Source organism: Mycobacterium scrofulaceum (assembly GCF_001667885.1).
Lineage (GTDB): Bacteria > Actinomycetota > Actinomycetes > Mycobacteriales > Mycobacteriaceae > Mycobacterium > Mycobacterium scrofulaceum_C.
This window is the reverse complement of the sequence record NZ_LZJW01000057.1, coordinates 137,944-163,929: the sequence shown is the minus strand read 5'-3', so window position 1 is coordinate 163,929 and position 25,986 is coordinate 137,944. Positions and strand designations below refer to the sequence as shown.

Sequence of the window (25,986 nt, the reverse complement as noted above, 5' to 3'; positions counted from 1 at the left end):
AACGCGCAGCGATCCATCGACGAACGGGTGCTGCCGGCCGTCCTGCTGTTGAAGGCCGTCGGCGTCGCCGCGCAGCGGTTCGGTGAGTTCAACGGGTTCTGGCGGGAAGACGGGTTCGAGCCCGCCAACGGCGTCCACGTCGGGGTCGGGATCTCGCTGCGCGGCGACGCCGACGGCCTTCAACAGCAGGACGGCCGGCAGCACCCGTTCGTCGATGGATCGCTGCGCGTTCCTCGTCGTCAGCCACGACAGCGACTTCTCCAGCCTGATTTCTTCGGCCAGGTAGTAGTGCGGGATCTCCCGCTTGGACCGGCTCATCGCCGCGGCGATCGACTTGCGCATCTGTGTCGCGCGGTCGGCCGCGGTGGGCTTGGTTCCCGGCTGCGCGACGGGCTTGGGCGCGGCCGGCTTGGCCGCCGCGGCGTGCTCGACGTCGTTGATGGTGACCGCCCCCTGCGGGCCGGTGCCCGTCACCGCCTCGATGTCCACGGACAGCGACGTCGCCAACCGCCGCGCGGCGGGCGACACCCAGCGCCGGTGGCCCGGGGCGGCGGTGGGAGCACGCGAGGGGGGCGGCGCCGTCGGCGGCGCGGTCGCCGGTTTGGCGGCGGCCTTCGGCGCCGGGCGGGGCTTGGGCTGCTTCTCGGCGGGCTCACCGGGGGCCGTCAGGGTGGCCAAAGTCGTTCCCACCTGGACGGTTTCGCCCACGGGCACGACGAGTTCGTCGACGATGCCCTCCTGCCAGCATTCGACTTCGACCGCGGCCTTGGTGGTCTCGACGATCGCCACGACCTGGCCGCGCGTCACCTTGTCCCCGGGCTTGACCAGCCACTCGTTCAGGGTGCCTTCATCCATGTCCGAGCCGAGCGAGGGCATCTTGAACTCGATCACGACTGCTCCCCGAACAGGCTCTGCACGGCGGCGACGATCTTGGCGGCCTGCGGTAGGGCCGCCTCTTCCAGGTGCTTGGCGTAGGGCATGGGCACTTCGACGCTGCACACCCGGGTCACCGGCGCGTCCAGGTCGTAGAAGGCGCCCTCCATCACGCGCGCGGTGACCTCCGCGGCGAGGCTGCCGGTGCGCCAGGCCTCGTCGATCACCACCGCGCGATGCGTCTTGCGTACCGACTCGAGGACGGTGCCTTCGTCGAGCGGGCGCAGGACGCGCAAATCGATGACCTCGCAGTCGATTCCGGTCAGCGACAACTCGTTGGCGGCGTCGAGGGCCTTCGGCAGGCAGCCGCCGTAGGTGATCAGCGTGACGTCGGTGCCGCCGCGCCGGACGGCCGCCCGCGAGATGTCGGTGCGCGTGAGGACGTCGACGTCGGTGGAGGTGTTGTAGAGCTGAACGTGCTCGAAGATCACCACCGGGTCGGGGTCCTCGAGCGCGGGCGCCAGCATGCCGTACGCGTCCTCGACGGTCGCCGGGGCCAGCACCTTGATGCCCGGGATGTGGGCGTACCACGGTTCGAGGCTGTGCGAATGCTGCGCGGCGAGTTGGCGACCGGCCCCGGTCGCCATGCGCACGACGATCGGCACGGAGAACTGCCCGCCGGACATATGGCGCAGGGCCGCAGCGGTATTCACGATCTGGTCGAGTGCAAGCAGGCTGAAGTTCACCGTCATGACTTCCACGATCGGCCGTAAACCGCCCAGCGCCGCGCCGATTCCGATTCCGACGAAGCCCAGCTCCGACAGCGGCGTGTCCCGCACCCGGTTCGGGCCGAATTCCTCCAGCAGCCCCTTGGAGGCCGCATACGTGCCCCCATAACGCCCGACGTCTTCCCCCATCACCACGACGCGCGGGTCGTCGCGAAGGGCGTCACGCAGGCCGTCATGCACGGCGGTGCGGTAGCTGGTCTTCATCGCGCCGGCTCTTCCGTCAGCACGTCGCGCTCGAGATCCGCGACGTCCTCCCACGTTCCGGCCTCGGCGAACGCCACCGCGGCCTCGATCTCGGCGACGGCCGCGTCTTCGATCTCGCGCACGTCGGCGTCGGAGAGGGTGCCGTCGCCCACGCACTTGTCGGTGAACGCCTGGATCGGGTCGCGCTCACGCCACCGCTCGACTTCGGCCTTGTCCCGGTACAGTTCGGGGTCGAACATCGAGTGCGCGCGGAACCGGTAGGTGCGGAACTCGATGAAGAACGGGCCGCCGGTGTCGCGGACATGGTCGACGCCCCGCTGCGCGGCCGCATGGCACGCCTCGACGTCCATCCCGTCGACCGCCAGCGTGGGTACCCGGTACGCGGCCGCCTTTACGGTGAGGTCGGTCTGCGACTGGGCGCGGTCCAACGCGGTGCCCATCGCGTAAAGGTTGTTCTCGCAACAGAACAGCACCGGCAGGTTCCACAGCACCGCCATGTTGAGCGACTCGTGGAACGCGCCCTCGGCCACCGCGCCGTCACCGAAGTAGCAGGCGGTCACCCGCTTCTGCTGCAGCATCGCGTCGGCCAGCGCGATGCCCACCGCGAGCGGCAGGCCGCCCGCGACGATCGCGTTGCCCCCGTAGAACCGCTTGGTCGCGTCGAACAGGTGCATCGAACCGCCGCGACCGCGCGAGCAACCCTCCTGCTTGCCGAACATCTCGGCCATGATCGAGGTCATCGGGATGCCCCGCAGCAGCGCGTGGGCGTGCTCGCGATACGTCGCACCGACCGCGTCGTCGTCGGCCAGCGCGCGCAGCGACCCGGCGGCCACCGCCTCCTCACCGACGTAGAGGTGCAGGAATCCACGAATCTTGGCCGCGCTGTACAGTTCCGCGCATTTCTCCTCCATGCGCCGCACCCGGATCATGTCGGACAACAGCTCATGGGCCAGCTTCACGGTGGTCATCGGCGCCACTCCTCCTCATCGCTTCGTCCCCCTCGTCGCTGCGCGACTGGGGGCACCCCCATTGCATCGTCGCCGGCGCGGGTCATGATGGCACCCCCTCGGCGTGCTGGACGGAGCGCTGCTCGATGGTGGAGATATCTCCCTCGGGCAGCCCTAGTTCGCGGGCCTTCAGCAGGCGCCGCATGATCTTGCCGCTGCTGGTGTGCGGCAACGAATCGACGAATTCGATCTCCTTGGGCGCCACCGTGGCCCCGAGCCGTTTGCGGGCGTGGCCCATCAGTTGCAGCCGCAGGTCTTCGTCGGCCACGACGCCGTTCTTCAGCGTGACGAAGGCCTTGACCATCTCGCCGACCGTCGGGTCGGGTATGCCGATGACGGCGGCCTCGGCGACGGCGGGGTGATCGGTCAGCGCGCTTTCGACTTCGAACGGACCGATCAGGTGCCCGGCGGACTTGATCACGTCGTCCTTGCGGCCGACGAACCAGAAGTAGCCGTCGGCGTCCTTCTTCGCGAGATCCCCGGACAGGTAGAGCCCGTCGGCGAAGGCGTTGCGGTAGCGCTCTTCGGCGTTCAGGTAACCGCGGAACATCGACGGCCAGCCCGGCCTGAGCGCGAGTTCGCCCTCGACCCCGGGTTCGTCGACGACCTCGACGGGCCCGTCGTCGTCGCGGCGCACGATGAACGCGTCCACCCCGGGCAGCGGGCGGCCCATCGATCCGGGCTTGATGTCGAAGGCGGGCGTGTTGGCGATCATGATGCCGCCCGTCTCGGTCTGCCACCAGTTGTCGTGAATCGGCAGGCCCAGCAACCGCTTTCCCCACCAGACCGCCTCGGGGTTGAGCGGCTCACCCACGCTGGCGATGAACCGCAGCCGCGGAAAGTGGTAGCGCGCGGGCAGTTCCGGCCCGGCCTTGATCAGCATCCGGATGGCGGTCGGTGCGGTGTACCACACCGAGACGCCCTGGTCCTGCAGGATGTGGTACCAGCGTTCGGCGTCGAATTCGGCCTCGTCGACGATGGACGTGACCCCGTGCAGCAGCGGGCTGATGATGCCGTAGGACGTGCCGGTCACCCAGCCGGGATCGGCTGTGCACCAATAGGTGTCGTCGGGGTGCAGGTCGAGCGCGTACAGGCCGGTGACGTAGTGCATCACGACGGCGCCGTGCACGTGGATGGCGCCTTTGGGTGTGCCCGTGGTGCCGCTGGTGAAATGCAGCAGTGCCGGGTCGTCGGCGGTGGTCGGCTCGATCGTCGAGTTCTCGTCCGCCGCGTCCACCCACTGCCAGAAGTCCAGCGTCCCCGGCGGTGCGCCGCCGTCCCGGCCGTCGCCCACGACGAAGACGTGCCGCAGCGACGGCAGCCGGTCGCGGATCTTGGCGACCTTGCGCTGATAGATCGCCCTCGTCGTCACCAACACGTCGGCCTGCCCGATGTTGACCCGGGTGGCGATCGGCTCCGGACCGAAGGCCGAGAACAATGGGGAGACGACGCTGCCGTTGCGCAGCGCGCCCATCATCGCGATGTAGAGCTCGGGCGTGCGGCCCATCAGCGTGAAGACGCGGTTGCCCTTGTCGATGCCCAAGGAGCGCAGCGCGCTGGTGAACCGCCGGGCGAGCCGGCCGAGTTCGGCGTAACTGAGGTCGTGGGTGGCGATCACGCCGTCCCAGGGCCGATCCGGGACGAACCGCAGGGCTGTGCGCGTCGCGGCCGGGCCCGCGGTGTGGCGATCGACGGCGGCGTAGGCGATGTTGCACAGCCCGGGCCCCATGCCCTCGCACGGATCCGGCACGTCGGACCAGCGGAACCGGGCGCGCTCGTGCTCGTAGTCCGTGAGGTTGGGCCGAACGGAAAAGTCGGTTGCCGTTTTGCGGATGACGTCCATAACAGGGTCCTCGGGTAGCGCGGTCGCCTTCATCGTTTGCCCCGGGGCATCACCGCAATAGAGACAAAGGTCATCAGTCCACCCCCGGGCCCAATGACCCGACGGTGGGGACCAAGGACCCTGGCGCGCGCCGCCCGGATGCCCGAGGGTCCAGGTAGGAAAGGAGGGGCGACGAGCGATGACCCCGACAATGGTCGACACCAAGGTGCTCACCAGGGCGGTGGAGCTCGCCTGCCGGGCCCCCTCGCTGCACAACACCCAGCCGTGGCGATGGGTCGCCGGCGGCCCGACCGTCGACCTGTTTGCCGACCCGGACCGCACGGTGCCCTCGGCCGACGGCTCCGGCCGCGAGTCGATCATCAGCTGCGGCGCGGTGCTCGACCATTTCCGGGTCGCGATGGCGGCCGACGGGTGGGGGACGGGCGTCGACGAGTTTCCCAATCCCAACAACCTGGACCACCTGGCCTCGGTCGACTTCTTCGCGACCGACTACGTCGCCGCCGCGCGGCGCGATCGCGCCGCGGCGATTCTGCGGCGCAGGACCGACCGGCGACCGTTCGGCGCACCGCGGGACTGGGCGTCGTTCGAGCCGATGTTGCGCAGCGCCTTCGACCCCGGCCTGGTGTCCCTCGACGTGCTGGCCGACGACGCGCGGCCGCGGCTGGTCGAGGCGGCGCGCCTCACCGAGGCGCTGCGCCGCTACGACGACGTCTACCACCACGAATTGCGTTGGTGGACAGCGCCGGGCCGGCACGACGACGGCATTCCCACGGCCGCGCTCGTCAGCGACGCGCAGCGCCGCGCCGTCGACGTGAACCGACGGTTTCCCGCCGACGCGAACGCCCGGCCGGCATCGGCGGGTCTGCAGGATCAAGCGGAGGTGCTCGTCCTGTCCACCCCCGGCGACACCCGCGCGGACGCGTTCCGGTGCGGCCAGGCGCTTTCGGCGATCCTGCTGGAATGCACCATCGCCGGGCTGGCGACGTGCACCGTGACCCACGTGACGGAGCTGCCGGCGAGCCGCGACATGGTCCGCGAGCTGATAGCCGACCCCGAAGCGGTGCCCCAGGTTTTGATCCGGGTGGGGACCGCCTTCGCCGGCAAGGGCGGCCCGGAACCGACGCCGCGGCGGCCCCTCGGTGACGTGTTGGAGATACGCCGCTAGGGCGGCTTGAGATTGTGGCGCAACGGTTTCGAAGGGAGTCGACGATGATTGCCGATGCCGGGGACTGGCTCGTCATCAAGAGCGGCACGATCGGGCGCCCGGATCTGCGCGGGCTGATCACCTCCGTGCGTTCCCCCGACGGTGAACCGCCCTACCGGGTGCGGTGGCTGTCCACCGGAGAGGAGGCGACCGTCTTCCCGGGCCCGGACGCCATCGTCGTCACCGCGGCCGAGCAGCGGGCCGCCGACGAGCGGGCGCGGGCGCGATTCGCCGCGATGCAGGCCGCCATCCGGGATCACACCCGAGTCGGATGAACAGTCAAATGCCTTCTACCACTGACGGATGCCCGTCGATCACCGACGCGGACGTCGACGAGCTCGCGTTCGAATTCCTGCACTCGCCCTACGCAGGCGACACCTACGTCGACTGGTGCCTGGACCAGCGTCTGGACGGCTTCCTGCGCCACCGCGACCTGGCGCGGCTCACCCAGGACGGCGACGCCTACGGCCTCATCCTCAACCGGGTCATGGCCTACATGGCCGAGTTGCGCCGCAAGCGCTGACCCGACGAACGACCCGCAACCCTGGGACTTCGGTCCCTACCGCCGATTACGGCGGACTGGTCGGATGAAAGTCGTCACTGGTGACAGGGATCGAGGAGATTTCCCATGACTACCCTTCCCGTCCGCCGCCGTGCGGCAGGTCCGATCCACCGGGAAGTGACCGCGGTGCGCGATGACCAGAGCAGCTGACGCGACCCGGCGCTCGCCGCGCCGCGTATTCCGCGACCGGAGCGAGGCCGGCCGGGTGCTGGCCAACCTTCTTGGGGCCTACCGCGACCGGCCCGACGTGATCGTGCTGGGCCTGGCACGGGGCGGCATACCCGTCGCGTGGGAGGTGGCGGCGGCGCTGCGCGCGCCGCTGGACGCCTTCATCGTGCGCAAGCTCGGCGCGCCCGGGCACGAGGAGTTCGCGGTGGGCGCACTGGCGAGCGGGGGCCGCGTCGTGGTCAACGACGACGTCGTGCGGGGCCTGCGCATCACGCCGCAGGAGTTGCGCGCGGTCGCCGAACGCGAGGGCCGGGAGCTGATTCGGCGCGAGGCCGCCTACCGCGACGGGCGCCCACCGGTGGACGTGGCCGGCAAGACGGTCATCCTCGTCGACGACGGATTGGCCACCGGCGCAAGCATGTCCGCGGCGGTGCAGGCGCTACGCGAGGCCGAGCCCGCGCACATCGTCATCGCCGTGCCCGCGGCCCCCGAGTCGACGTGCCGGGAATTCGCCGGGCAGGTCGACGATGTGGTGTGCGCGAGCATGCCGACGCCGTTCCTCGCGGTCGGCGAGTCGTTCTGGGATTTCCGCCAGGTCACCGACGACGAGGTCCGCGGGCTGCTCGCCACGCCGACCACCGAGGCGCCGCGGGGCGCCGGGGCGCGGACGCCGGCCGAGGTGATCGGCCGGGTGGCCGTCGACGCGCCGGCGGGCGTCCCGCCGCGCGCAGCGCTGGAGGAGCTCATCGGTGACGCTCGCATCGTGCTGATCGGCGAAAGTTCGCACGGCACACACGAGTTCTACGAGGCCCGGGCCGAAATCACCAAGTGGCTGATCGAGGAGAAGGGTTTCTGCGCCGTGGCGGCGGAGGCGGATTGGCCAGACGCCTACCGGGTGAACCGTTACGTTCGCGGCATCGGCGACGACACCGACGCCGACGAGGCGTTGAGCGGTTTCGAGCGCTTCCCGGCCTGGATGTGGCGCAACACCGTCGTCCGTGACTTCGTCGAGTGGCTGCGCGCCCGAAACCGCCTGCACCAGAACAACGCTCAGCGGCAGGCCGGCTTCTACGGCCTGGATCTCTACAGCCTGCACCGGTCGATGCGGGAGGTGATCGGCTACCTCGACAAGATCGACCCCAAGGCCGCCGCGCGGGCGCGGGAGCGCTACGCCTGCTTCGACCACGCCTCGGCGGACGACGGTCAGGCGTACGGCTTCTCGGCGGCCTTCGGCGCGGGCCCGTCGTGCGAGAAGGAGGCGATCGATCAACTCGTCGAGATCCAGCGCAACGCGCTGGCCTATGCGCGCCGGGACGGTCTGCTCGCCGAGGACGAACTGTTCTACGCCCACCAGAACGCGCAGACGGTGCACAACGCCGAGGTGTACTACCGGGCGATGTTCAGCGGGCGGGTCACCTCGTGGAACCTGCGCGACAAACACATGGCGCAGACGCTCGAGGCGCTGCTGACGCACCTGGACCGCCACCACGATGAGCCTTCGGCGCGAATCGTGGTGTGGGCGCACAACTCCCACGTCGGCGACGCGCGCGCCACCGAGGTGTGGGCCGACGGCCAACTCACGCTCGGTCAACTGGTCCGGCAGCGGCACGGCGACGACTCCCGCCTGCTCGGCTTCAGCACGTACGCGGGTACCGTCACCGCCGCCAGCGATTGGGGTGGCATCGCCGAACGCAAGGTGGTCCGCCCGGCGCTCAACGGCAGCGTCGAAGAACTCTTGCATGAAACGGGCAGGGCGGCGTTCCTGGTGTCGCCGCACCTCGACCCGGCGGCCGCCGAGCCGCTCGGCGCGGTGCGTTTGGGCCGCGCCATCGGGGTGATCTACCGGCCCGAGACCGAACGGCAGAGCCATTACTTCCACGTCCGGCCCGCCGATCAGTTCGACGCGATGATTCACATCGACCGGACGCGGGCGCTGGAGCCCCTGGAGGTCACCAGCCTGTGGATCGCCGGCGAGACGCCGGAAACGTACCCGAGCGGCCTCTAGGCCGGGTGGTGATGGAGATGGGGATGCCGGCCGAGCGGGCGCTGAGCCGACGAATCGTCACGCTGACCATGAATCCGGCGCTCGATATCACCACGAGCGTCGGCGTCGTGCGGCCGACCGACAAGTTGCGCTGCTCGGCGACGCGTTACGACCCGGGCGGCGGCGGCATCAACGTCGCGCGGGTCGCGAAGGTTCTTGGCAGCCCGGTGCTGGCGGTGTTCCCGGCGGGCGGGTCGCACGGTGGTCTCGTCACCACCCTGCTCGGCGAGGCGGAGGTGCCGTTCCTGCAGATCCCGATCGCCGCCCAGACCCGCGAGAGCTTCACCGTCAACGAGACCAGCACCGGCCAGCAATACCGGTTCGTCCTGCCGGGGCCCGAGCTCAACACCTTCGAGCAGGAGCAATGCCTCGAGGAACTGCGGGCGGCCGCGCAGTCGGCGGAAGTCGTTGTGGCAAGCGGCAGCCTGCCGCCGGGCGTGCCGGCCGACTACTACCAGCGGGTCGCCGACATCTGCCGGGGGCTGGGCGTCAAGCTGATCCTGGACACCTCCGGCGGCGGCTTGCAGCACATCTCTTCGGGCGTGTACCTGCTCAAGGCGAGCGTGCGCGAGCTGAGGGAGTGCGTCGGCCGCCGGCTCGCCACCGAGGCCGAGCAATTGGCCGCCGCCCACCAGCTGATCGACAGCGGCCACGCGCAGGTCGTCGTGGTGTCCCTGGGGTCCTACGGCGCGCTGCTCGCGACACGCCATGCGAGCCAACGCTTTCCGGCGGTCTCGATGCGAAGCGGCAGCGGCGTCGGGGCTGGCGACGCGATGGTCGCCGCGATCACGGTGGGTATCACGCACGGGTGGCCGCTCACCAAATCCGTTCGTTACGGGATCGCGGCGGGCGCGGCGATGCTGATGACGCCCGGGACGGCGGTCTTCGAGCGCGTCGACGTTGAGCGGTTGTTCGAGCTCGTCGCCGAACCGGCGGAGGTGGGGCCGAACGACTTCGCATCTGAGGCCTAACGGCCCCTGTAGCGCGGGCATCGGCGCAATAGCCTCGAAACCGAATGGAACGATCAGGAGCCGACATGAACCAGCTGGACGCCAAGGCCGTGGTGGTGGGCGTCAACGGCTCGAAGGCCGCGGTCAACGCCGCGAAGTGGGCGATCGACGAGGCGATCGGCCGGCAGCTGCCGCTGCGCCTGGTCTATGTCATCCCCCCGCGACGGGGGCGCGCCGGGTCGGGCCCCACCTCCGAATGGGAGGTCGAACGCGGCGAAATCGCGCTGTCCGAAGCGGAGTGCGCCATTCACGGCGAGCGCAAGGCGGTCGAGATCGAGACCGCGATCGTCTCCGGGGACCCCGCGCAGGCGTTGATCGACCAATCGCAGGACGCGGCCCTGGTCTGCGTCGGCACCGCCAGGCGGGGATGGGCGTCCGACGGGCTGTTGGGCCCCACCGCGGCGGGTCTGGTGGCCCGCGCGCACTGTCCGGTCGCGATCATCCGCACCAATCCGGACGGATCGCCGACCGAACTCGGCGTGATCGCCGTCGTGCTCAACGACGATCCCGACAATGACGAGGTGGTCCACCACGCCATGGAGGAAGGCCGGCGCCGCCACGCCACCGTCCGCCAGATCGACCGGCGGCTGAACAGCTGGGTCCGTCGGTATCCGGACGTCCACGTCCAGACCGTCGCCGCGGGCACCGGCGCCAAGCCCAGCGAAAAGCCCGGCGGCACAATCGAACTCGCGGTGGTCGGCAGTGCCGACGCGGACGAGATCGCGGGGCTGGTCACCCCGAATTGCCATCCGATCGTCGGCTACCCCGACTGCTCGGTGCTCGTGGTCCGCCACTGAGATGGCAGCGACCGCGCGAACCAAGTCGATCGTCGCCGGTATCGATGGTTCCAAAGCGGCGGTCCGCGCGGCCCTGTGGGCGGTCGACGAAGCGGTGAGTCGCGAGGTTCCGCTGCGTCTGCTCTACGCGACCGAGCCCGGGGACGGCGAACAAACGGCCGAGCTCGCGGTCGGCCAGGCGGTGACGGCGATCCGGGCCGCGGGCAAGCCGGTGGCGATCGAGACCGAGATCGTGCACGGACCCGCGGTCGGGTCGCTGATTCGCTCGTCGGCGTCGGCGGCCATGGTCTGCGTGGGGGCCGTCGGGCTGCGCCACTTCCAACCGGGCCGGGTCGGCTCCACCGCCGCGGCGCTGGCCGTCTCGGCGCACTGCCCGGCGGCGATCGTCCGCGGCCGCGACGATCACCGCGCGCATTCCGCGGAGAAGGCGGTCGTCGAGATCGAGGGGTCCCCGGATTCGGTGCTGTTGAGCGCCGCCGTCGACGAGGCCCTGCTGCGCGGTGCGGCCCTGCAGGCGGTCGTGTCGCGGCGAACCGCGCCGACGGAACACGAGGGCGCCGAGGCCGATCGCCGGGCGCTGGCCGATCTGGATCGGCGGCTGGCCCGCTGGAAGCGACGCCACCCGCAGCTGCGCGTCGAGTCCGTGGCCATCCACGCGGGCCTGCTCGGATACCTGGCCGCCCCGCAGGGGCTGGTGGGATTGGTGATCGTCGACGCCCACAATCGTCAGCAGGTGGCCGAACTCGTCGGGCCGATGGGCAGCTCGGTGATGCAGGACGCCGGTTGTTCGCTGTTGGTCGTGAATCGGCAACATTTGTGAGCTCGGGCGATGATGAATATGTGGTATTGAGGACCTACCACCGGCGGAAGGGTTCTTGATGGTCAAGGTTTTCCTGGTCGATGACCACGAGGTCGTCCGGCGCGGCCTAGCCGACCTCCTGGCCTCGGACCCCGAGCTCGAAATCGTCGGGGAGGCGGGCTCCGTCTCCGAGGCGAAGGCGCGGATCCCGGCGCTGCAGCCCGACGTCGCGGTCCTCGACGTGCGGCTTCCGGACGGCAACGGCATCGAATTGTGCCGGGACCTGGTGTCCGACCACCCCGACCTGCGCTGCCTCATGTTGACGTCATTCACCTCCGACGAGGCGATGCTGGAGGCCATCCTGGCCGGCGCCAGTGGCTACGTGGTCAAGGACATCAAGGGCATGGAGCTGGCCCACGCCATCAAGGAGGTGGGTGCGGGCAAGTCGCTGCTCGACAACCGGGCGGCGGCGGCGCTGATGGCGAAGCTTCGTGGCGCGGCTGAGCGCGAAGACCCGCTTTCCGGGCTCACCGAGCAGGAGCGAACACTGCTGGGGCTGCTCAGCGAGGGCCTGACCAACAGGCAGATCGCCGCCCGGATGTTCCTCGCCGAAAAGACGGTGAAGAACTACGTGTCGCGGCTATTGGCCAAGCTCGGCATGGAGCGCCGGACCCAGGCGGCGGTGTTCGCCTCCAAGCTGGACCAACGGCCCGGCCATTCCCACCCGCCGACGGACGCGCCGGCCGACTAGACGCCGTACGCAAGGCGTTGCGTCTTCGACGGCATCTCTTCGCTTGGGCGCTTGACAAATAGCGACTACGCTGATCTTGCCGTCTGACATTGAGCAAAAGTGTCGGGGAGGTTTGACGGGTTGACAAGCGACGACACCGGCTCGGCATTCGCCGGACTCGGCCAGCGTGGCCTGGTCGGCAGGATGCACGAGCAACTCGACGAGTTGCTGGCCGCGCGCGACCAGATGGAGCTGCTGCTCCGGGTCATCGTCGAGATCGGTGCGGGCCTCGACCTCGACGCCACGCTGCACCGGATCATCGGCGCGGCGCGCAAGCTGACCTCGGCCCCGTACGGCGCGCTGGCCATCCGTGACGGTGAGGGCGACCTGGTCTCGTTCGTCCACGAGGGCATGGACCCCGAAACGGCGTCCCGCATCGGGCACCTGCCGTTCGGCAAAGGCCTGCTCAGCCTGTCGCTGCTGGACACGCCGGCGCTGCGCATGGCGGATCTGACCACCCATCCGGCCGCCGCCGGGTTCCCCGAGCACCACCCCCCGATGCGCGCCTTCCTGGCGGTGCCGATCACCATCCGCGGCACCGTGTTCGGCAACCTCTACCTCACCCACGTCGATCCCGAGCGGGTGTTTTCCAACTCCGACGAGGTGGCCGCCCGCGCGCTGGCCTTTGCCGCCGCGGTCGCGATCGACAACGCGCGGGTGTTCGAACGCGAGCGGACGGCCGTCAAGTGGATGGAGGCCAGCCGCGAGATCACGACAGCGCTGCTGTCCAGCGCCGCCCCGCACCGGCGCCCGCTGCAGCTGATCGCCGAACAGGCCCGCATCCTGACCGACGCCGAACAGGCGATCGTCCTGGTCCCCGGTGACCCCGACCTGCCCGACGACGAGGTCGACACGCTGGTGGTCTCCGCGGCGGTCGGGCTGCACGCCGACGAGGTGATCGGCCAACGGGTCCCGGTGGACGCGTCCACCAGCGGCACCGTGTTCCGCTCCGGCGAACCGCTGATCACCGAGACCTTGCGGTACCCGATCCAGGCCTTCACCGACGTCGGGCAACGCCCCGCGATCGTGATGCCGCTGCGCGCCCGCGACGAGGTCGTCGGTGTCATCGCGATCGCCCGCGGCGCCGACCAGCCGCCGTTCGACGACAGCTACCTCGATCTGGTCAACGACTTCGCCACGCACGCCGCGATGGCGCTGGTGCTCGCGTCGGCCCGCGACGACGCGCGCCAGCTGACCATCCTGGCCGAGCGGGAACGCATCGCACACGACCTGCACGACCACGTCATCCAGCGGCTGTTCGCCGCCGGCATGGACCTGCAGGGCACGCTGGCGCGGGCGCGCTCCCCGGAGGTCGCCGACCGGCTCAACCGCACCCTCGACGATCTGCAGACCATCATCGAGGAGATCCGCACGACGATCTTCCAGCTGAAATCGCCGCTGGATAAGAACGTCGACTTCCGGCGCCGCATCCAGCAGGTGGTCGCCGACCTCACCGAGAATCGCGACATCGTCACCACCGTGCGCATGCACGGACCGATGACCGCCGTCGGCGGTGAGCTTGCCGACCACGCCGAAGCCGTGGCCGCGGAAGCCGTCAGCAACGCGATGCGGCATTCCGGCGGGTCGCGGCTGACCGTCGAGATCAGCGTCGCCGACATGTTCGTCCTCGACATCGTCGACAACGGCTCCGGCATCCCCGACGGCAACACGCGCAGCAGCGGCCTGACCAACATGAGGCGCCGCGCCGAACAACTGGGCGGCGCCTGCGAGATCACCGGCCCGCCCGAGGGCGGCACCCGGGTGCACTGGGTCGCCCCGCTCATCGATCAGTAACACCCCGGCGGCGGGACCAAAGGGGGGCGGCCCTCGGGTCTAACGGCCCTGCCCGGCCCGGCCGCCGCGGATTACCGTCGGTGGGGTGAGTGATCGGTCGGTGGACGTCACGGAAACTGCTCAGCTGCTTGACGGACGCGTGGTGTCGTTGCGCCCGTTGACCGCCGCCGACACCGAGGCCGTTTTGGCGCTGCACGAGCACCTGTCCGATCATGACCGGTATTTCCGCTTCTTCACGCTACAGCTGTTGCCGCTGCACGAGCTCGTCGCGAAACAGACCGAGCCGGCGGACGGGTGGTTCGCCCTCGGCGCCTTCGACGCCGACCGTCTGATCGGCGTGGCGCACTGCGTCGCCGTCGACGATCCACGGGTGGCGGAGGTGGCGATCGTGGTTGCGCACGAGGATCATTCGGTGGGCGTGGGCACGGCCCTGCTCAAGCACCTGGCCCCGGTCGCCCGGGCACACGGCATCGAACGGTTCATCGCCGACGTCCTCACCGAGAACCACCCGATGCTGACGGTCTTCTTCGATCTCGGCTGGCCTTGCCGGCCAATCGGTTACGGCTCGGTTCGCCATCTCGAGATCGAGCTGCCCGACGACAAAGGAGCGGGACAATGACGCAAGGCGCGAAGAAACACGGCGTACTGGTGTGCGTCGACGGTTCGGGGGCATCCGACGCCGCCGTGGCCTGGGGGACACGGGAGGCCCTGATGCGTGACCTGCCCATCACGCTGGTGCACGCGGTTCCCCCCGTCGTGGTCGGCTGGCCGGTGGGACAGCTGTACGCCGACATGCCCGACTGGCAGCAGGACAGCGCTCAGCACGTGATCGACCAGGCCCGCAAGACGCTCAATGCCAGCGCCGGCGGCGCCAAACCGCCCGAAATTCGCACGGAGACGGTGTATTCGGCCATTGTCCCGGCGCTCGTCGAGGCCTCCAAGGACGCCCGCATGATCGTCGCCGGCAGCCAGGGGCTCGGCGCGGTGGGGCGCCTGCTGTTGGGCTCGGTGAGCGCGGGACTCGTGCACTACGCCCACTGCCCGGTCGCCGTCATTCACTCCGCCGACGGGGCGGTGCCGGATCCCGCCGCGCCGGTGGTGCTCGGCATCGACGGATCTCCCGCGTCGGAGGACGCGACCGCCCTGGCCTTCGACGAGGCCTCCCGCAGGGGGGTGGGGCTGGTGGCCGTCCACGTTTGGAGCGACGTGGGGGTGTTCCCGATCCTCGGCATGGACTGGCACGACCGCGAGATCCAAGCACGCGAAACCCTGGCCGAACGCCTGGCCGGCTGGCATGACCGCTACCCCGACGTGCACGTCGAGCGAAAGTTGTTCTGCGACAAGCCTTCCGAATGGCTGCTGAAGGAATCCGAGCACGCTCAACTGGTGGTGGTCGGCAGCCGCGGCCGCGGCGGATTTCCGGGAATGTTGCTCGGCTCGGTGAGCTCCGCCGTGGCGCAGTCGGCGCGAGTGCCCGTGTTGGTTGTCCGTTGACCGAAGACGCCGTGCCCGTGAAGGAGGCTGGACATGATCGAACTGCTGCCGGACATGCCGGAGAACGTGATCGGCATCCGGGTGTCGGGCCGGCTGCGCGGCGACGAGCTGCGCGACTTCAAGCCCGAGATCGAGCGGGTGCTACAGACGGGCGAGGTCCGGATCGTCGAGGTGATCGCCCCCGACTACGAGGGATTCGGGCCGGGTGGTTTCCTCGAGGACATCAAGCTCGGTTTGGGCACCGTGCTGCCGCACCATGCGGCGTTCAAGCGGATCGCGGTGGTCTCCGACAAGGACTGGGTCGCCCACGTCCTGCATGCCGTGGCGTGGATGGTCCCCGGCGAGTTCGCCATGTTCTCGCTGGACGAGCTCGACAGCGCGGCCCAGTGGGCGGCCGGGTAGTTCGCCGTCAGCCCCGCACGACGAGCACCGAGCACCCCGCGTTTCCGCTCGGGTGCGCGGTGATCGGCCCCACGATGCGGGCGACCTTGCCCGCATCCTCGCCGCCCACCACCGCGAGCTGAACGGGTTCGGTTGTGTGCGTGAGGAATTCGGCCGCGCCGCGCCTGGCCGCGGCGGGCTGGACGTGCACGTCGCGGTGCTGCGCCACCCAGGGGCCGAGTCGCTGGTTCAGCTGGCTGTACGGAATCTCGCCGAGTCCCCACCGCCAGACACCCATCGCCAGGATCGGCGCCGCACGCAGGCGCGCCTCGCGGAAGCCGTGCTCGAGCACGGCGTCGTTGCTCTCGCCCACCGCGACGGCGACGAATCCGCCGTCCGGCTCGGCGCCGTGGCGGATCACGGCCACCGGGCAGTGCGCCTTGTGCGCCAACGTGTCCGCGGTCGAGCCCAGCACCTTGCGGGCCACCCAGCCCGTGCCCACCGAGCCCACACAAACCATTGCCGCGTCGCGCGATTCGTCGATCAGCGCGTCCTCCGAGGAACCGCGCACGATGTCGCATTCGACCTTCACCGGCTGATCGGTGGCCTGAAGCGCCGCGTCGGCGGCGCGCAGCGCGGATTGGGCGTATTCCACGTCCAGGCTGTCGTCGTCGGCGTTCCGCCGGGGGATGGCGTGGATCAGCCGAAGCGGGACGTCACGGCTGACGGCCTCTGCGGCGGCCCACTTGGCCGCATTGATCGCGGCGTCCGAGCCGTCGATACCCACCACGATCCGCTGCTGCGGATTGTTCATCGCGTCCTCCTGGAGACTGGCCGGCGGGCCCTGCGGGCCCGGCACTGGTCACGTTATGGGGGCGCGGCGCGGTTCAGCAGGGTCGTTCGGCCCCCGTTCGCGGGCATAGGTCACCGGCCTCAGGCGACCTCGACCGTGCGCCCGGGCAGCAGCTGGTGCACGCGGCCGCGGCATTCCACCGTGACCGATGCGCTGTTGCCGGCCTCGGAGGTCAGTTCGGCCGCCCGCCCGCTGACTCGAAGGTGCAGCCGCTGGCCGCGATAGACGAACGGAAACTCGATCGGGTCCAGCGCGTTCGGCCATTGCGGGCTCAGGATCAGCCGGTCGTCGCGGGTTTCCAGTCCGGTGAAGCACCGTTGCAACAGATCGATGCTGCCGGCCATCGCCGCCAGGTGGATGCCCTCCGCGGTGGTGCCGCCCTGGATGTCGACGATGTCGGAGGCGAGCACCTGCACGAAGTACTTCATCGCGTGGTGCCGGTTGGCGCGGGTGAGCACCCACGAGTGGACCAGGGCGGAAAGCGTCGATCCCTCCGAGGTGCGCGCGAGGTAATAGTCCACCGTCTCCGGGATCCGCTCGGGCGCGAAGCGGTAACCGAGCCGGCCGAACAGGGCCAGCAATTCGTCCGACGACAGCAGGTAGAACAGCATCAACACGTCGGCCTGTTTGGACGCCTTGTAGTTGTTCACGCTGTCGTTCTCGGCCTCCAGGATGCGGTCGAGCCGCTGGATGTTGCCGTACCGCTGCCGGTATTGGTCCCAATCCAGTTCCGCCAGTTGGGAATAGCCCTCGAACTGGCTGATGACGTTGTCGTGGAAGGGGACGTACATGCGCCGCGTCACGTGATCCCACCGGCCGAGCTCGTCGCTCGTCAGGCCGATCTTGCCGACGAGGTCCAGGCGGTCCCGCAGCGGCAGCAGGTCCAACGCATCCATCGCCCGCAGGATGGCCCAGACCGCCATGACGTTGGTGTACGCGTTGTTGTCGATGCCGTCGTATTCCTTGCCGGGATAGCCCGAATGGAACTCATCGGGCCCGACGATGCCCTTGATCGTGTAGCGGCCGCGGGACTCGTCGAAGCTGGCCAGCCCCACCCAGAACCGCGCGATCTCGACCAGCATCTCGGCGCCGTAGTCGACGAGGAACTGCCGGTCGCCGGTCACCTGGTAGTGCTGCCAGGTGTTGTAGGCGATGGCCAGACCGACGTGGTGTGCCCGGGCGCTGGCATCCGGATTCCAGCGGCCGGACTCCGGATTGAGGTGCACTTCCTGGCTCACCTCGCGCCCGTCGCTGCCCGACTGCCAGGGGTACATCGCGCCCAGATAGCCGGCCCGGTGTGCCGCCCGGCGGGCCTCCGGCAGCCGCCGATACCGGTAAATCAGCAGCGAGCGTGCCACATTGGGCATGCGCACGCTCAGCACCGGGGAAACGAACAGCGAGTCCCAGAAGACGTGTCCGCGGTAGGCCTCGCCGTGCAGGCCCCGGGCCGGCACCCCGGCGTCGAGTTCGGCGGTGTGCGGTGAGAGCGTCTGCAGCAGGTGCACGAGGTGCAACCGCAGGATCCGCAGCGCGTCGGCGCCGTCGGTCAGGCCGATGGCGCACTGTTCCCACAGCAGGTCCCAGGACCGGGCGTGCTGACGATGCAGCTCGGCGTAGCGGCCGGCGGCATCGAGGTGCAGCTGCGCGGTGCTCGCCGGCTCGGATATCGCGTTGTCCCGGCCGGTGAAGACGGCAGCGATTTTCTCGCAGCTGACGGATTGGCCCGCGGCCACCGTCACCTGGATGTCGTGACCGCCGCGGTCGGGTTCGGCCACGGTCGTGTACTGCGCAGCGGCCCGGACGTCATCGCACCACACGGTCGTGCGGGCGGCCACCGCGATGGCGATGCGCGACTGCGAGGTTTCGGTCCGCAAAATTACCGACTCGTCGGCGAATTCGTCGATCGCCGGTGAGGTGAGGTGCGTGCTGGACAGCGACCGGTAGCGCTCGACCATGGTGTTGCCCACGCTGCCGTCCAGCAGGGACCGGAACTCGACGGTGCCAGACCAGTTCTCCGCGAGGATGGTGGTCTGCATGGCGAGCAGATGCGGTTGGTGCATGGACGCGAACCGTTGCTGGGTCATTGTCGTGATCCTGCCCGCACCGTCGGTGAATCGCAGCGTGCGCGTCAGCGTCGCGTGCCGCAGGTCGAATGTCTGCCGGTAGGACAGCAATTCGGCGTCATCGATGTGAAACCATGGCCCGCCGTTGATCCGGAACGTCAGGGGCAGCCAGTTGGGTAGGTTGACGAGGCTTTCGTTCTCGATCGTCCGGCCGGCGACGCGGTCGGCCAGCGTGTTGTAGACGCCCGCCGCGTAGGTCCCCGGGTAATGCGCCTCGGATGCGGTCGCCTCGGGCGCGCAGCCGCGGGTGGCGACATAGCCGTTGCCGACGGTGCACAGCGTTTCGCGCAGCCGCTCGTAGGCCGGATCGTAACCCTCATAGACCAGTTGCCACGCGTCGTTCGGCGCGGACGACGCCTCGTGCAGGTCGTCGCCCAGCCGCCGGACGAAGTCGCGCACCGCGGACGGATTCGCCAGGCTGGCGAACGCCGCGGACGGGCGATCCCCGTCCTCGTTGTGCCGCACCGCGATTCCCACCCCGTCGAATTCGACCGCATCGAAGGCGTCTTCGTCGGTGATGTCGTCGCCGACGTAGATCGGCAGCACCGCGCCGCCGGCCGATCCCTGGATTTGGTCGAGGATCCAGTTGAGCGTCGCGCCCTTGTCCCAGTCGATGCTGGGGCGAAGTTCAATGACCCTGCGGCCCATCGTGATTCGCAGACATTCCGACCGCGCGAGCTTGCGCACCGTCGCGATCACCCCGTCGACCTGTTCCGCGTCGACGTGGCGGTAGTGGACAGCGACCGCGAACCTCTTGTGTTCCAGGTGGATCCCCGGGACGTCGGTGAGCAGCTCCGTCAAGCGGTCGGCCGCCCGCGACAGCGCGTCGATGGCGCCGAGGGCGTCGGCGTTCTCGTGGTGGGTCCCGTCGGGTCCGACGAGCTCGAAGCCGTGGCTGCCCGCGTACCAGATCCCGTCGACCCGCACGCGGTCGCGGAGATCATCCAGGTCGCGGCCGCTGATCACCGCGACGGGGCACTCCACCGCGAGCGCGCGCAGCGCCTCGGGCGCGCCCTCGACCGGCGCCGCGGCCGCCGGGTGGGCGACGATCTCGGACAGCGTGCCGTCGAAGTCGAGAAACACCGCCGGCCGCCGGCTGGCCACCAGTTCCTTCAGCTGGCTGTAGACACCCATCGCGTCAGCGATGGCCGACAACGGGGCACCCCCGCGCCGCACCGTGATTCCGGCGAAGTCGGCGACGACGGTGTCCGCCCCGTGGGACAGCAATTCGTCTCCGCCGCCGTTGCGTTCGAGGCCGATGACCAGGCCGAAGCCGTGGTCCCGGCCGGCCGCGATTCCCGTTGCGTCGCAGTCGACAAGGACGCAGCGGACCGGCCGCACCCCTAGGCGGGCCACCGTTACGGTCAGCGCCGCATCGCCCTTCGCGGCGGATTCGGCCGGGCAGACGGCGACGCCCACCAATTCGTCAATTCCCGCGGCGCGCAACAGGGGCGCGCAGTCGCGGCCCGAGGAATAGACGGCGGCGGCGATGCCGGCCTCGCGCAGCCGCCGCAGCAACACGGCGGTCGAATCGCGGGCCTCGACGACGCCGGGTGCGGTCTGTTCGATTACACAGTCGAGTCCGAGGATCACCGCGTCGTGGTAACGCCCGTCCACGGTGACAGGCCATTCAGTCACGTCTCTGACGATGTGCCAGGGCCCGGGGCCCGTCAAGGCTCGGCGGCGCAGGGGGGCCTCATGGCCATGCGGTTGGTGACTAAAGCCTCATGATCGACGGTCGGTCGCGCCATAGCGTTTTGGGGGAGGAGAGGGAGAACATCATGTCCGCACTCGCAAACCGCCATGGCATCGTCGTCGGAATCGACGGATCGCCGGCGTCGAACGCCGCCGTCTGTTGGGCGGCCCGCGACGCGGCGCTGCGACACGTTCCGCTGACCGTCGTCCACATGGTGAACGCGATGGTGCCGATGTATCCGGCCCTTCCGCTGTCGACCGGCGTGGCCGTCTGGCAGGAAGAGCAGGGGCGAGAGGTCCTCGAGCAGGCGGTCAAGATCGCCGAGGAGGCCGTCACCACGGGCCGCAAGGTCGACGTCCGAAGCGAGCTGCGGTGTGCGCCCCCGGTGCCCACGCTGGTCGAGATGTCCAAAGAGGCCGAGCTGGTCGTCGTCGGCAGCAACGGACGCGGGGCGGTGGGCAGGCTGCTGCTGGGGTCGGTGAGCAGCAGTGTGGTCCGCGGCGCACGCTGCCCGGTCGCGGTCATCCGCGACGAGGATCCGCTGATGGAACATCCCCAGCAGGCCCCGGTGCTGGTGGGCGTCGACGGCTCACCCGCCTCCGAGGTGGCGGTGGCCGTCGCGTTCGACGAGGCGTCGCGCCGCGGCGTCGCGCTGACGGCGCTGCACGCGTGGAGCGACGTCGACGTCTTCGAATTGCCCGGGGTGGACTGGTCGGCGGTGAAGGGGGAAGCCGAGCGGAGCCTGGCCGAACAACTGGCCGGCTGGCAGGAACGGTATCCCGACGTCACCGTGCACCGGGTCGTCGTGTCGGACCGGCCGGCCCGGCAGCTCATCGAACAGTCGGAGTCCGCCCAACTCGTCGTCGTGGGCAGCCACGGCCGGGGCGGCCTGTCGGGCGTGCTGTTGGGTTCGGTCAGCAACGCCGTCGTCCACTCGGTCCGCATGCCGGTGATCGTCGCGCGGCCGTCCTAGGCCGCGCCGCCGACGTGCCGTATCTCGACCTGCACGAAACCCACACGGGCGTCGTCATTCTCGCCGGTGAGCGCGCCTACAAAGCCAAGAAGCCGGTGCTGACCGACTTTCTCGACTTCCGCACGCCGCAGCAGCGCGAGCGTGCCTGCCGCCGCGAGGTCGAGCTCAACAGCCGGCTCTCGCCCGAGAGCTACCTCGGCGTCGCCCACCTCACCGACCCGCTCGGCGGGCCGGCCGAGCCGGTCGTGGTCATGCGGCGCTACCGCGACGAAGACCGCCTCGCGCACCTGGTGGCCCACGACACCGAAGAGTCCGTGCACCGCGTGCTGGACGCGGTCGCGGCCGTGCTGGCCGGCTTCCACGAACGCGCCGAGCGAGGCGAACGGATCGACGCGCAGGGTCGCGCCGCCGCGATCGAGGGACGCTGGCGAGAGAACCTGTCCGAATTGGAACGGTATGCGGCCGAATCGATTCCGGAGATCTCGCCCGACGACGTCGCCGAGCTGCAGCGCCTGATGGCCCAGTTCGTCGCCGGGCGCGCGTCCCTGTTCGCGCGGCGCATCCGCGAGGGGCGCATCGTCGACGGGCACGGCGACCTGCTCGCCGACGACATCTTCTGGGTCGGCGGCACCCCGGCGCTGCTGGACTGCCTGGAATTCGACGACCGGCTGCGCCACGTCGACTGCATCGACGACGCCGCCTTCCTCGCGATGGACCTGGAGTTTCTGGGCCGCAAGGACTTCGGCGACTACTTCCTGCAGCGCTACGCCGAGCGCGCGGGCCGGGCGGCGCCGCCGGCGCTGTCCGACTTCTACATCGCCTACCGGGCCGCGGTGCGGGCCAAGGTGGACTGCGTCAGGGTTTCGCAGGGCAGCCCGGGTGCGTCCGAAGACGCCGCCCGCCATGTGGCCATCGCCGTCCGGCACCTGCGGGGCGGCACCATTCGGCTTGCGCTCGTCGGCGGCAACCCGGGCACCGGGAAGTCCACCGTCGCGCGCGGGCTGGCGGAATGGTCTGGCGCGCAGGTGATTTCCACCGACGACGTACGCCGGGAGCTTCGCGACTCGGGCGCGATCGCCGGTCGGCCCGGCGTGCTGAACGCCGGGCTCTACAGCCCCGACCAGGTCGCGGTGGTCTACGACACCGCCCTGGGCCGCGCGCGGCAGTTGCTGAGCGAGGGGCGCTCGGTGATCCTCGACGGGACCTGGCGCGACCCGCGGACGCGCGATCGGGCTCACCGGGTGGCCGCCGAGACGCATTCGGCTCTCATCGAATTCGTGTGCTCGGCGACCGCCGACGTGGCGGCCGACCGGATCAAGACCAGGCCCGCGGGCAATTCGGAGGTGACGCCGGAGATCGCCGCCGCCCTGGCCGCCGGGCACGCCGACTGGGACGGCGCGCACCGGATCGACACCTCGCGGCGCCCCGACCTCGTCGCTCGCGAGGCGCACGACCTCTGGGCGCGCGCGACGTAACAGCGGAGGTTCCAACGTCCCGGCCGTCGGGGACCAACGGCCCTGCCCGCACCCGGCGCTTCGGGCATACAGTTTGGCTCACCGAAATCGACGAGATGGTGCAGATGGACGCGAAAGTGCCGACCGAGCAGGTCATCCGGGACGCGGTGACGCTCGCGTGCCGCGCGCCTTCGCTGCACAACAGCCAGCCGTGGCGGTGGGTGGCCGACGGCACCAGGCTGCAACTGTGGGCCGACCCGCGCCACGCGATGCACGCCACCGACCACACCGGTCGGGAGCTGATCCTGAGCTGCGGCGCCGTCCTCGACCACCTGAGGGTTGCCATGGCCGCCGCGGGCTGGGAAAGCGTCACCGAACGCTTTCCCACCGAGGGCAGACCGGATCACCTCGCGACTGTGGGCTTTTTGCCGGTGGAGAACGTGACGCCGCAGTGCCGGCTGCGGGCCGATGCGATCCTTCGCCGCAGCACCGACCGGCTGCCTCTGGGCGCGCCTTCCGCGTGGCCCACCCTGCATTCGGCCCTGAGCCGCGCGGTGACCCCGTACGACGTGTCGCTCGACGTGGTCGACGACGAGGAGCGGCCGAGGCTGGCCGAAGCGTCCCGGCTCACCGAGCAATTGCGGCGAAGCGACACGTCCTACCTGACCGAATTGCGTTGGTGGACCTCGCCCTTCGAGGCTAACGCCGACCACGTACCCGAGAGCGCCCTGCTGTCCAGTTCCGAGGCCGCGCGCGTCGACATCGCCCGCGCGTTCCCGCCGGCGGGTGGGGGCCGCCGCCGCGCCTCGATCGAGGCGGACCACTCCAAGATCGTGGTGCTGTCCACCCAGCACGATGCGCCGGCCGAAGTGCTGCGCTGCGGTGAGGCGCTGTCGGCGGTGCTGCTCGAATGCACATTGGCGGGCATGGCCACCTGCACGCTGACCCACATGACGGAGCTGTCGTTGAGCCGCGACATCATCCGGCAGATCACCGGCGGCTCCGGCGAGCCGCAGCTACTGATCCGGGTCGGCCGGTCACCGGGCAAGGACCCACACGCGAAACCCACCGCCCGGCGTCCGGTGACCGAAGTCCTCGAGATGCGTGGGTGACCGACGTGCGAAGAACGATGCCAAGGAGGTGCCATCGATGACCAGGCACTGGCTGGTGATGGAAACGGACGGGGAAGGGGAGGCACCCTTTGTCGCGCGTGTCGCGGCCGCGGGCCGGCATCTGCCGGGGACCCACCTGACAACCGACCAGCTCATGGCGTCCACCCGCCATCGCACCCACATCGACCTGGAACGGCTGACCGGAATCCGCGAACGCCGCGTGTCGGTGGGCGACGAGGATTCCTACACCTTGGCCACTTCGGCGGCGCTGAACTGCCTGGCCACCGCGCAGCAGGATCCGGGGGAGCTGGACGTGGTGATCAGCTGCAGCATCACCAAGTTCCGCGACGGGCTGACCCAGTGGCTCGAACCGACCATGAGCAGCGCCGTGGCGCGCGGGATCGGGGCGGTGAACGCGATGACGTTCGACGTCTCCAACGCGTGCGCCGGAATGCTGACGGGCACAACGATCTTGAACAACTGGATTCGCCAGGGCGTCGTCGAGCGGGGACTCGTCGTCAGCGGCGAGTACATCTCGCAGCTTTCCAACAATGCCGCTCGGCACATCCGCAACATCATGAGCAAGGAGCTGGCCTGCCTGACGCTGGGCGACGCCGGCGCGGCGCTGCTGCTGGAGCGGGCGCCGGCCGGTTCGGCCGGCATCGCCCTGGCGGGCTTCACCACCGTCGCCGACTACAGTCGGCTCTGCCTGGCGTATCCGCAGGGGGACGACCCGGGCGCTCGGATGTTCACCAATTCGCGCGCCATCCAGAAGGCCGCGATCGCGAACACTCCGCTGCTGTTGAGCGAAGTGCTTGACACCGTGGGCCTTTCCATTCACGACATCGACCACGTCATCACCCACCAGACGTCCGCACGCGCCATCCGCAAGGGAATGGCCCGGATGTCGGAGGTGTTCGGCGACAGCCCGCGCCACGACGCGGTCATCACCGTCGACCGCTACGGCAACACCGCCTCCACCACCCACACGGTGGCGCTCGTGGAGGAGCTCGAGGCCGGACGGATCAAGCCCGGAGAGCGAATCGCGTTGCTGGCCTTGGCTTCCGGGCTGGAAATCGGTGTGGTCTTGTTGACCCTGGACGAGGATGTGGTGAGCCGCTATGGGCACGGTGATTGATCGGATCGACGTCTCGCATCCGCGACTGCGGGGGCGCCACAGCGCGTTGCACCTGGCCGTCGTCGCCGCCAAGGATTGCCTCAAGCGGGCCGGATGCGATGCCGCGGACCTCGACCTCGTCGTCAACGCCGGCATTTACCGCGACCGCAACCTCGGTGAGCCGGCGCTCGCCGCGCTGATCCAGGACGACATCGGCGCCAACCCGGAGGACCCGCACGCGGGCGCCCACGGCACCTTCTCCTTCGACATCGCCAACGGCACGTGCGGGCTGCTGACGGCGCTCCAGATCGTCGACGGGTTCATGCGCAGCCGCGCCATCCGGCGCGCGCTGGTGGTCGCCAGCGACGCCGACCCCGGGCACGGGATGAGCGAGCACTTCGGATTCTCGGCCGCCGGCGCGGCGATGCTGTGCGGCTGGTCCGACGGCGACTACGGCCTCAGCCGGGTCTCCTGGGTGCGCGACCCGAGTGAGGTGGGCGACGAAACGTTCACTGCCACGGTCGGTTTCGCCGACGTCCGCAATGTCCTGCGCTTCTCCGAGTCGGCGACGATGGATGAGCGCTTCGCCGCGGCGGCCGGGCGTGCGGTGTCGGCGTGCCTTGCCGAGCAGTCGGTGCGGCTGTCCGACGTGGACGCGATCGTCGCGGCCCCCGCCCGGCCCGGATACCGTGCCTCGCTGGCCGCCCGGCTGGGCGTGCCGGTCGAGGCGATCAGCGTCGCCGAAGACGAACACATGCACACCGCCGCCCTGGCCGCCGCGTTCGGGCAGCGGGCCGAGCGGTTGCCGGCGGGCGCGCGGGTGCTGTTCGTCGCGGCCGGGGCCGACGTCGTCGCCGGCGCCGCCCTCTATCGTCAGCCACCGCGGCCCTGAGCGTCTCC

The 25,986-nt window shown here is 69.9% G+C and carries 23 protein-coding genes; 17 read left to right on the top strand and 6 right to left on the bottom strand.

What is annotated here, in order from left to right; translation table 11 throughout:
• From A5681_RS07805 to acsA, 4 genes are all read right to left on the bottom strand, one after another.
• The coding region (locus A5681_RS07805) for a biotin/lipoyl-containing protein (RefSeq protein WP_197498531.1) at positions 1-891 on the bottom strand (891 nt) is incomplete at its 3' end.
• Positions 888-1,865 (bottom strand): alpha-ketoacid dehydrogenase subunit beta, encoded by a 978-nt coding sequence (locus A5681_RS07800; RefSeq protein WP_067271622.1) that lies wholly within the window; start codon positions 1,863-1,865, stop codon positions 888-890. The genes A5681_RS07805 and A5681_RS07800, both read right to left, overlap by 4 nt.
• Positions 1,862-2,833 carry a pyruvate dehydrogenase (acetyl-transferring) E1 component subunit alpha gene (gene pdhA, locus A5681_RS07795; RefSeq protein WP_067271699.1) on the bottom strand — a complete coding sequence of 324 codons (972 nt, stop codon included), beginning with the start codon at positions 2,831-2,833 and terminating at the stop codon, positions 1,862-1,864. The genes A5681_RS07800 and pdhA overlap by 4 nt, the downstream gene beginning before the upstream one ends.
• An 82-nt stretch (positions 2,834-2,915) precedes the next feature.
• Complete coding sequence (gene acsA / locus A5681_RS07790; protein WP_067271619.1) at positions 2,916-4,715, bottom strand: acetate--CoA ligase; 1,800 nt, start codon at positions 4,713-4,715, stop codon at positions 2,916-2,918.
• Between the two features lie 178 nt (positions 4,716-4,893).
• Here acsA and A5681_RS07785 point away from each other — a divergent pair, with 178 nt between their 5' ends.
• The 12 genes from A5681_RS07785 (at position 4,894) to A5681_RS07730 (ending at position 15,779) form a co-directional block, all read left to right on the top strand.
• Positions 4,894-5,880: an Acg family FMN-binding oxidoreductase gene (locus A5681_RS07785; RefSeq protein WP_067271616.1), complete on the top strand. Its 987-nt coding sequence runs from the start codon at positions 4,894-4,896 to the stop codon at positions 5,878-5,880.
• Between the two features lie 44 nt (positions 5,881-5,924).
• Positions 5,925-6,194: a DUF1918 domain-containing protein gene (locus tag A5681_RS07780; protein WP_067271613.1), complete on the top strand. Its 270-nt coding sequence runs from the start codon at positions 5,925-5,927 to the stop codon at positions 6,192-6,194.
• Between the two features lie 8 nt (positions 6,195-6,202).
• A complete protein-coding gene (locus A5681_RS07775; RefSeq protein ID WP_067271610.1) occupies positions 6,203-6,442 on the top strand; it encodes a hypothetical protein in 240 nt (79 codons plus the stop codon).
• A 172-nt stretch (positions 6,443-6,614) separates the two neighbouring features.
• The gene (locus A5681_RS07770; protein ID WP_067271608.1) at positions 6,615-8,654 is read left to right on the top strand and encodes an erythromycin esterase family protein; all 2,040 of its coding nucleotides are present in this window, start codon (positions 6,615-6,617) and stop codon (positions 8,652-8,654) included.
• Between the two features lie 17 nt (positions 8,655-8,671).
• The gene (locus A5681_RS07765; protein ID WP_067271695.1) at positions 8,672-9,664 is read left to right on the top strand and encodes a 1-phosphofructokinase family hexose kinase; all 993 of its coding nucleotides are present in this window, start codon (positions 8,672-8,674) and stop codon (positions 9,662-9,664) included.
• Between the two features lie 65 nt (positions 9,665-9,729).
• Positions 9,730-10,500, top strand: a complete 771-nt coding sequence (locus tag A5681_RS07760) for a universal stress protein (RefSeq protein WP_067271606.1) — start codon at positions 9,730-9,732, stop codon at positions 10,498-10,500.
• 1 nt (position 10,501) lies between these two features.
• A complete protein-coding gene (locus A5681_RS07755) occupies positions 10,502-11,320 on the top strand; it encodes a universal stress protein (RefSeq protein WP_067271604.1) in 819 nt (272 codons plus the stop codon).
• Between the two features lie 58 nt (positions 11,321-11,378).
• A complete protein-coding gene (gene dosR, locus A5681_RS07750; RefSeq protein WP_067271600.1) occupies positions 11,379-12,050 on the top strand; it encodes a hypoxia response regulator transcription factor DosR/DevR in 672 nt (223 codons plus the stop codon).
• A 183-nt stretch (positions 12,051-12,233) separates the two neighbouring features.
• Positions 12,234-13,883 carry a GAF domain-containing sensor histidine kinase gene (locus A5681_RS07745; protein ID WP_197498539.1) on the top strand — a complete coding sequence of 550 codons (1,650 nt, stop codon included), beginning with the start codon at positions 12,234-12,236 and terminating at the stop codon, positions 13,881-13,883.
• Between the two features lie 85 nt (positions 13,884-13,968).
• Positions 13,969-14,502 (top strand): GNAT family N-acetyltransferase, encoded by a 534-nt coding sequence (locus tag A5681_RS07740; protein ID WP_197498530.1) that lies wholly within the window; start codon positions 13,969-13,971, stop codon positions 14,500-14,502.
• Positions 14,499-15,377: a universal stress protein gene (locus A5681_RS07735; RefSeq protein WP_067271593.1), complete on the top strand. Its 879-nt coding sequence runs from the start codon at positions 14,499-14,501 to the stop codon at positions 15,375-15,377. The genes A5681_RS07740 and A5681_RS07735 overlap by 4 nt, the downstream gene beginning before the upstream one ends.
• Before the next feature lie 33 nt (positions 15,378-15,410).
• Positions 15,411-15,779 (top strand): STAS/SEC14 domain-containing protein, encoded by a 369-nt coding sequence (locus A5681_RS07730; RefSeq protein ID WP_067271590.1) that lies wholly within the window; start codon positions 15,411-15,413, stop codon positions 15,777-15,779.
• Positions 15,780-15,786: 7 nt separating this feature from the next.
• Here the strand turns inward: A5681_RS07730 and A5681_RS07725 are convergent, their stop codons facing one another.
• Positions 15,787-16,572, bottom strand: a complete 786-nt coding sequence (locus A5681_RS07725; RefSeq protein ID WP_067271587.1) for a universal stress protein — start codon at positions 16,570-16,572, stop codon at positions 15,787-15,789.
• A 119-nt stretch (positions 16,573-16,691) separates the two neighbouring features.
• Positions 16,692-20,372: a trehalose-phosphatase gene (otsB, locus tag A5681_RS07720; RefSeq protein ID WP_231996237.1), complete on the bottom strand. Its 3,681-nt coding sequence runs from the start codon at positions 20,370-20,372 to the stop codon at positions 16,692-16,694.
• Between the two features lie 143 nt (positions 20,373-20,515).
• Here otsB and A5681_RS07715 point away from each other — a divergent pair, with 143 nt between their 5' ends.
• The 5 genes from A5681_RS07715 to A5681_RS07695 all read left to right on the top strand — a co-directional run bounded on the left by A5681_RS07715 (position 20,516) and on the right by A5681_RS07695 (position 25,978).
• Positions 20,516-21,403 (top strand): universal stress protein, encoded by an 888-nt coding sequence (locus A5681_RS07715; protein WP_067271689.1) that lies wholly within the window; start codon positions 20,516-20,518, stop codon positions 21,401-21,403.
• Between the two features lie 14 nt (positions 21,404-21,417).
• Positions 21,418-22,878: an AAA family ATPase gene (locus A5681_RS07710; protein WP_156737888.1), complete on the top strand. Its 1,461-nt coding sequence runs from the start codon at positions 21,418-21,420 to the stop codon at positions 22,876-22,878.
• 104 nt (positions 22,879-22,982) lie between these two features.
• A complete protein-coding gene (locus A5681_RS07705; protein ID WP_067271682.1) occupies positions 22,983-23,969 on the top strand; it encodes an Acg family FMN-binding oxidoreductase in 987 nt (328 codons plus the stop codon).
• 37 nt (positions 23,970-24,006) lie between these two features.
• On the top strand, positions 24,007-25,107 hold the full coding sequence (locus tag A5681_RS07700; RefSeq protein WP_067271680.1) for a 3-oxoacyl-ACP synthase III family protein: 1,101 nt from the start codon (positions 24,007-24,009) through the stop codon (positions 25,105-25,107).
• Complete coding sequence (locus A5681_RS07695) at positions 25,091-25,978, top strand: 3-oxoacyl-ACP synthase (RefSeq protein ID WP_067271585.1); 888 nt, start codon at positions 25,091-25,093, stop codon at positions 25,976-25,978. The genes A5681_RS07700 and A5681_RS07695 overlap by 17 nt, the downstream gene beginning before the upstream one ends.
• The last annotated feature ends 8 nt before the right edge of the window (positions 25,979-25,986 follow it).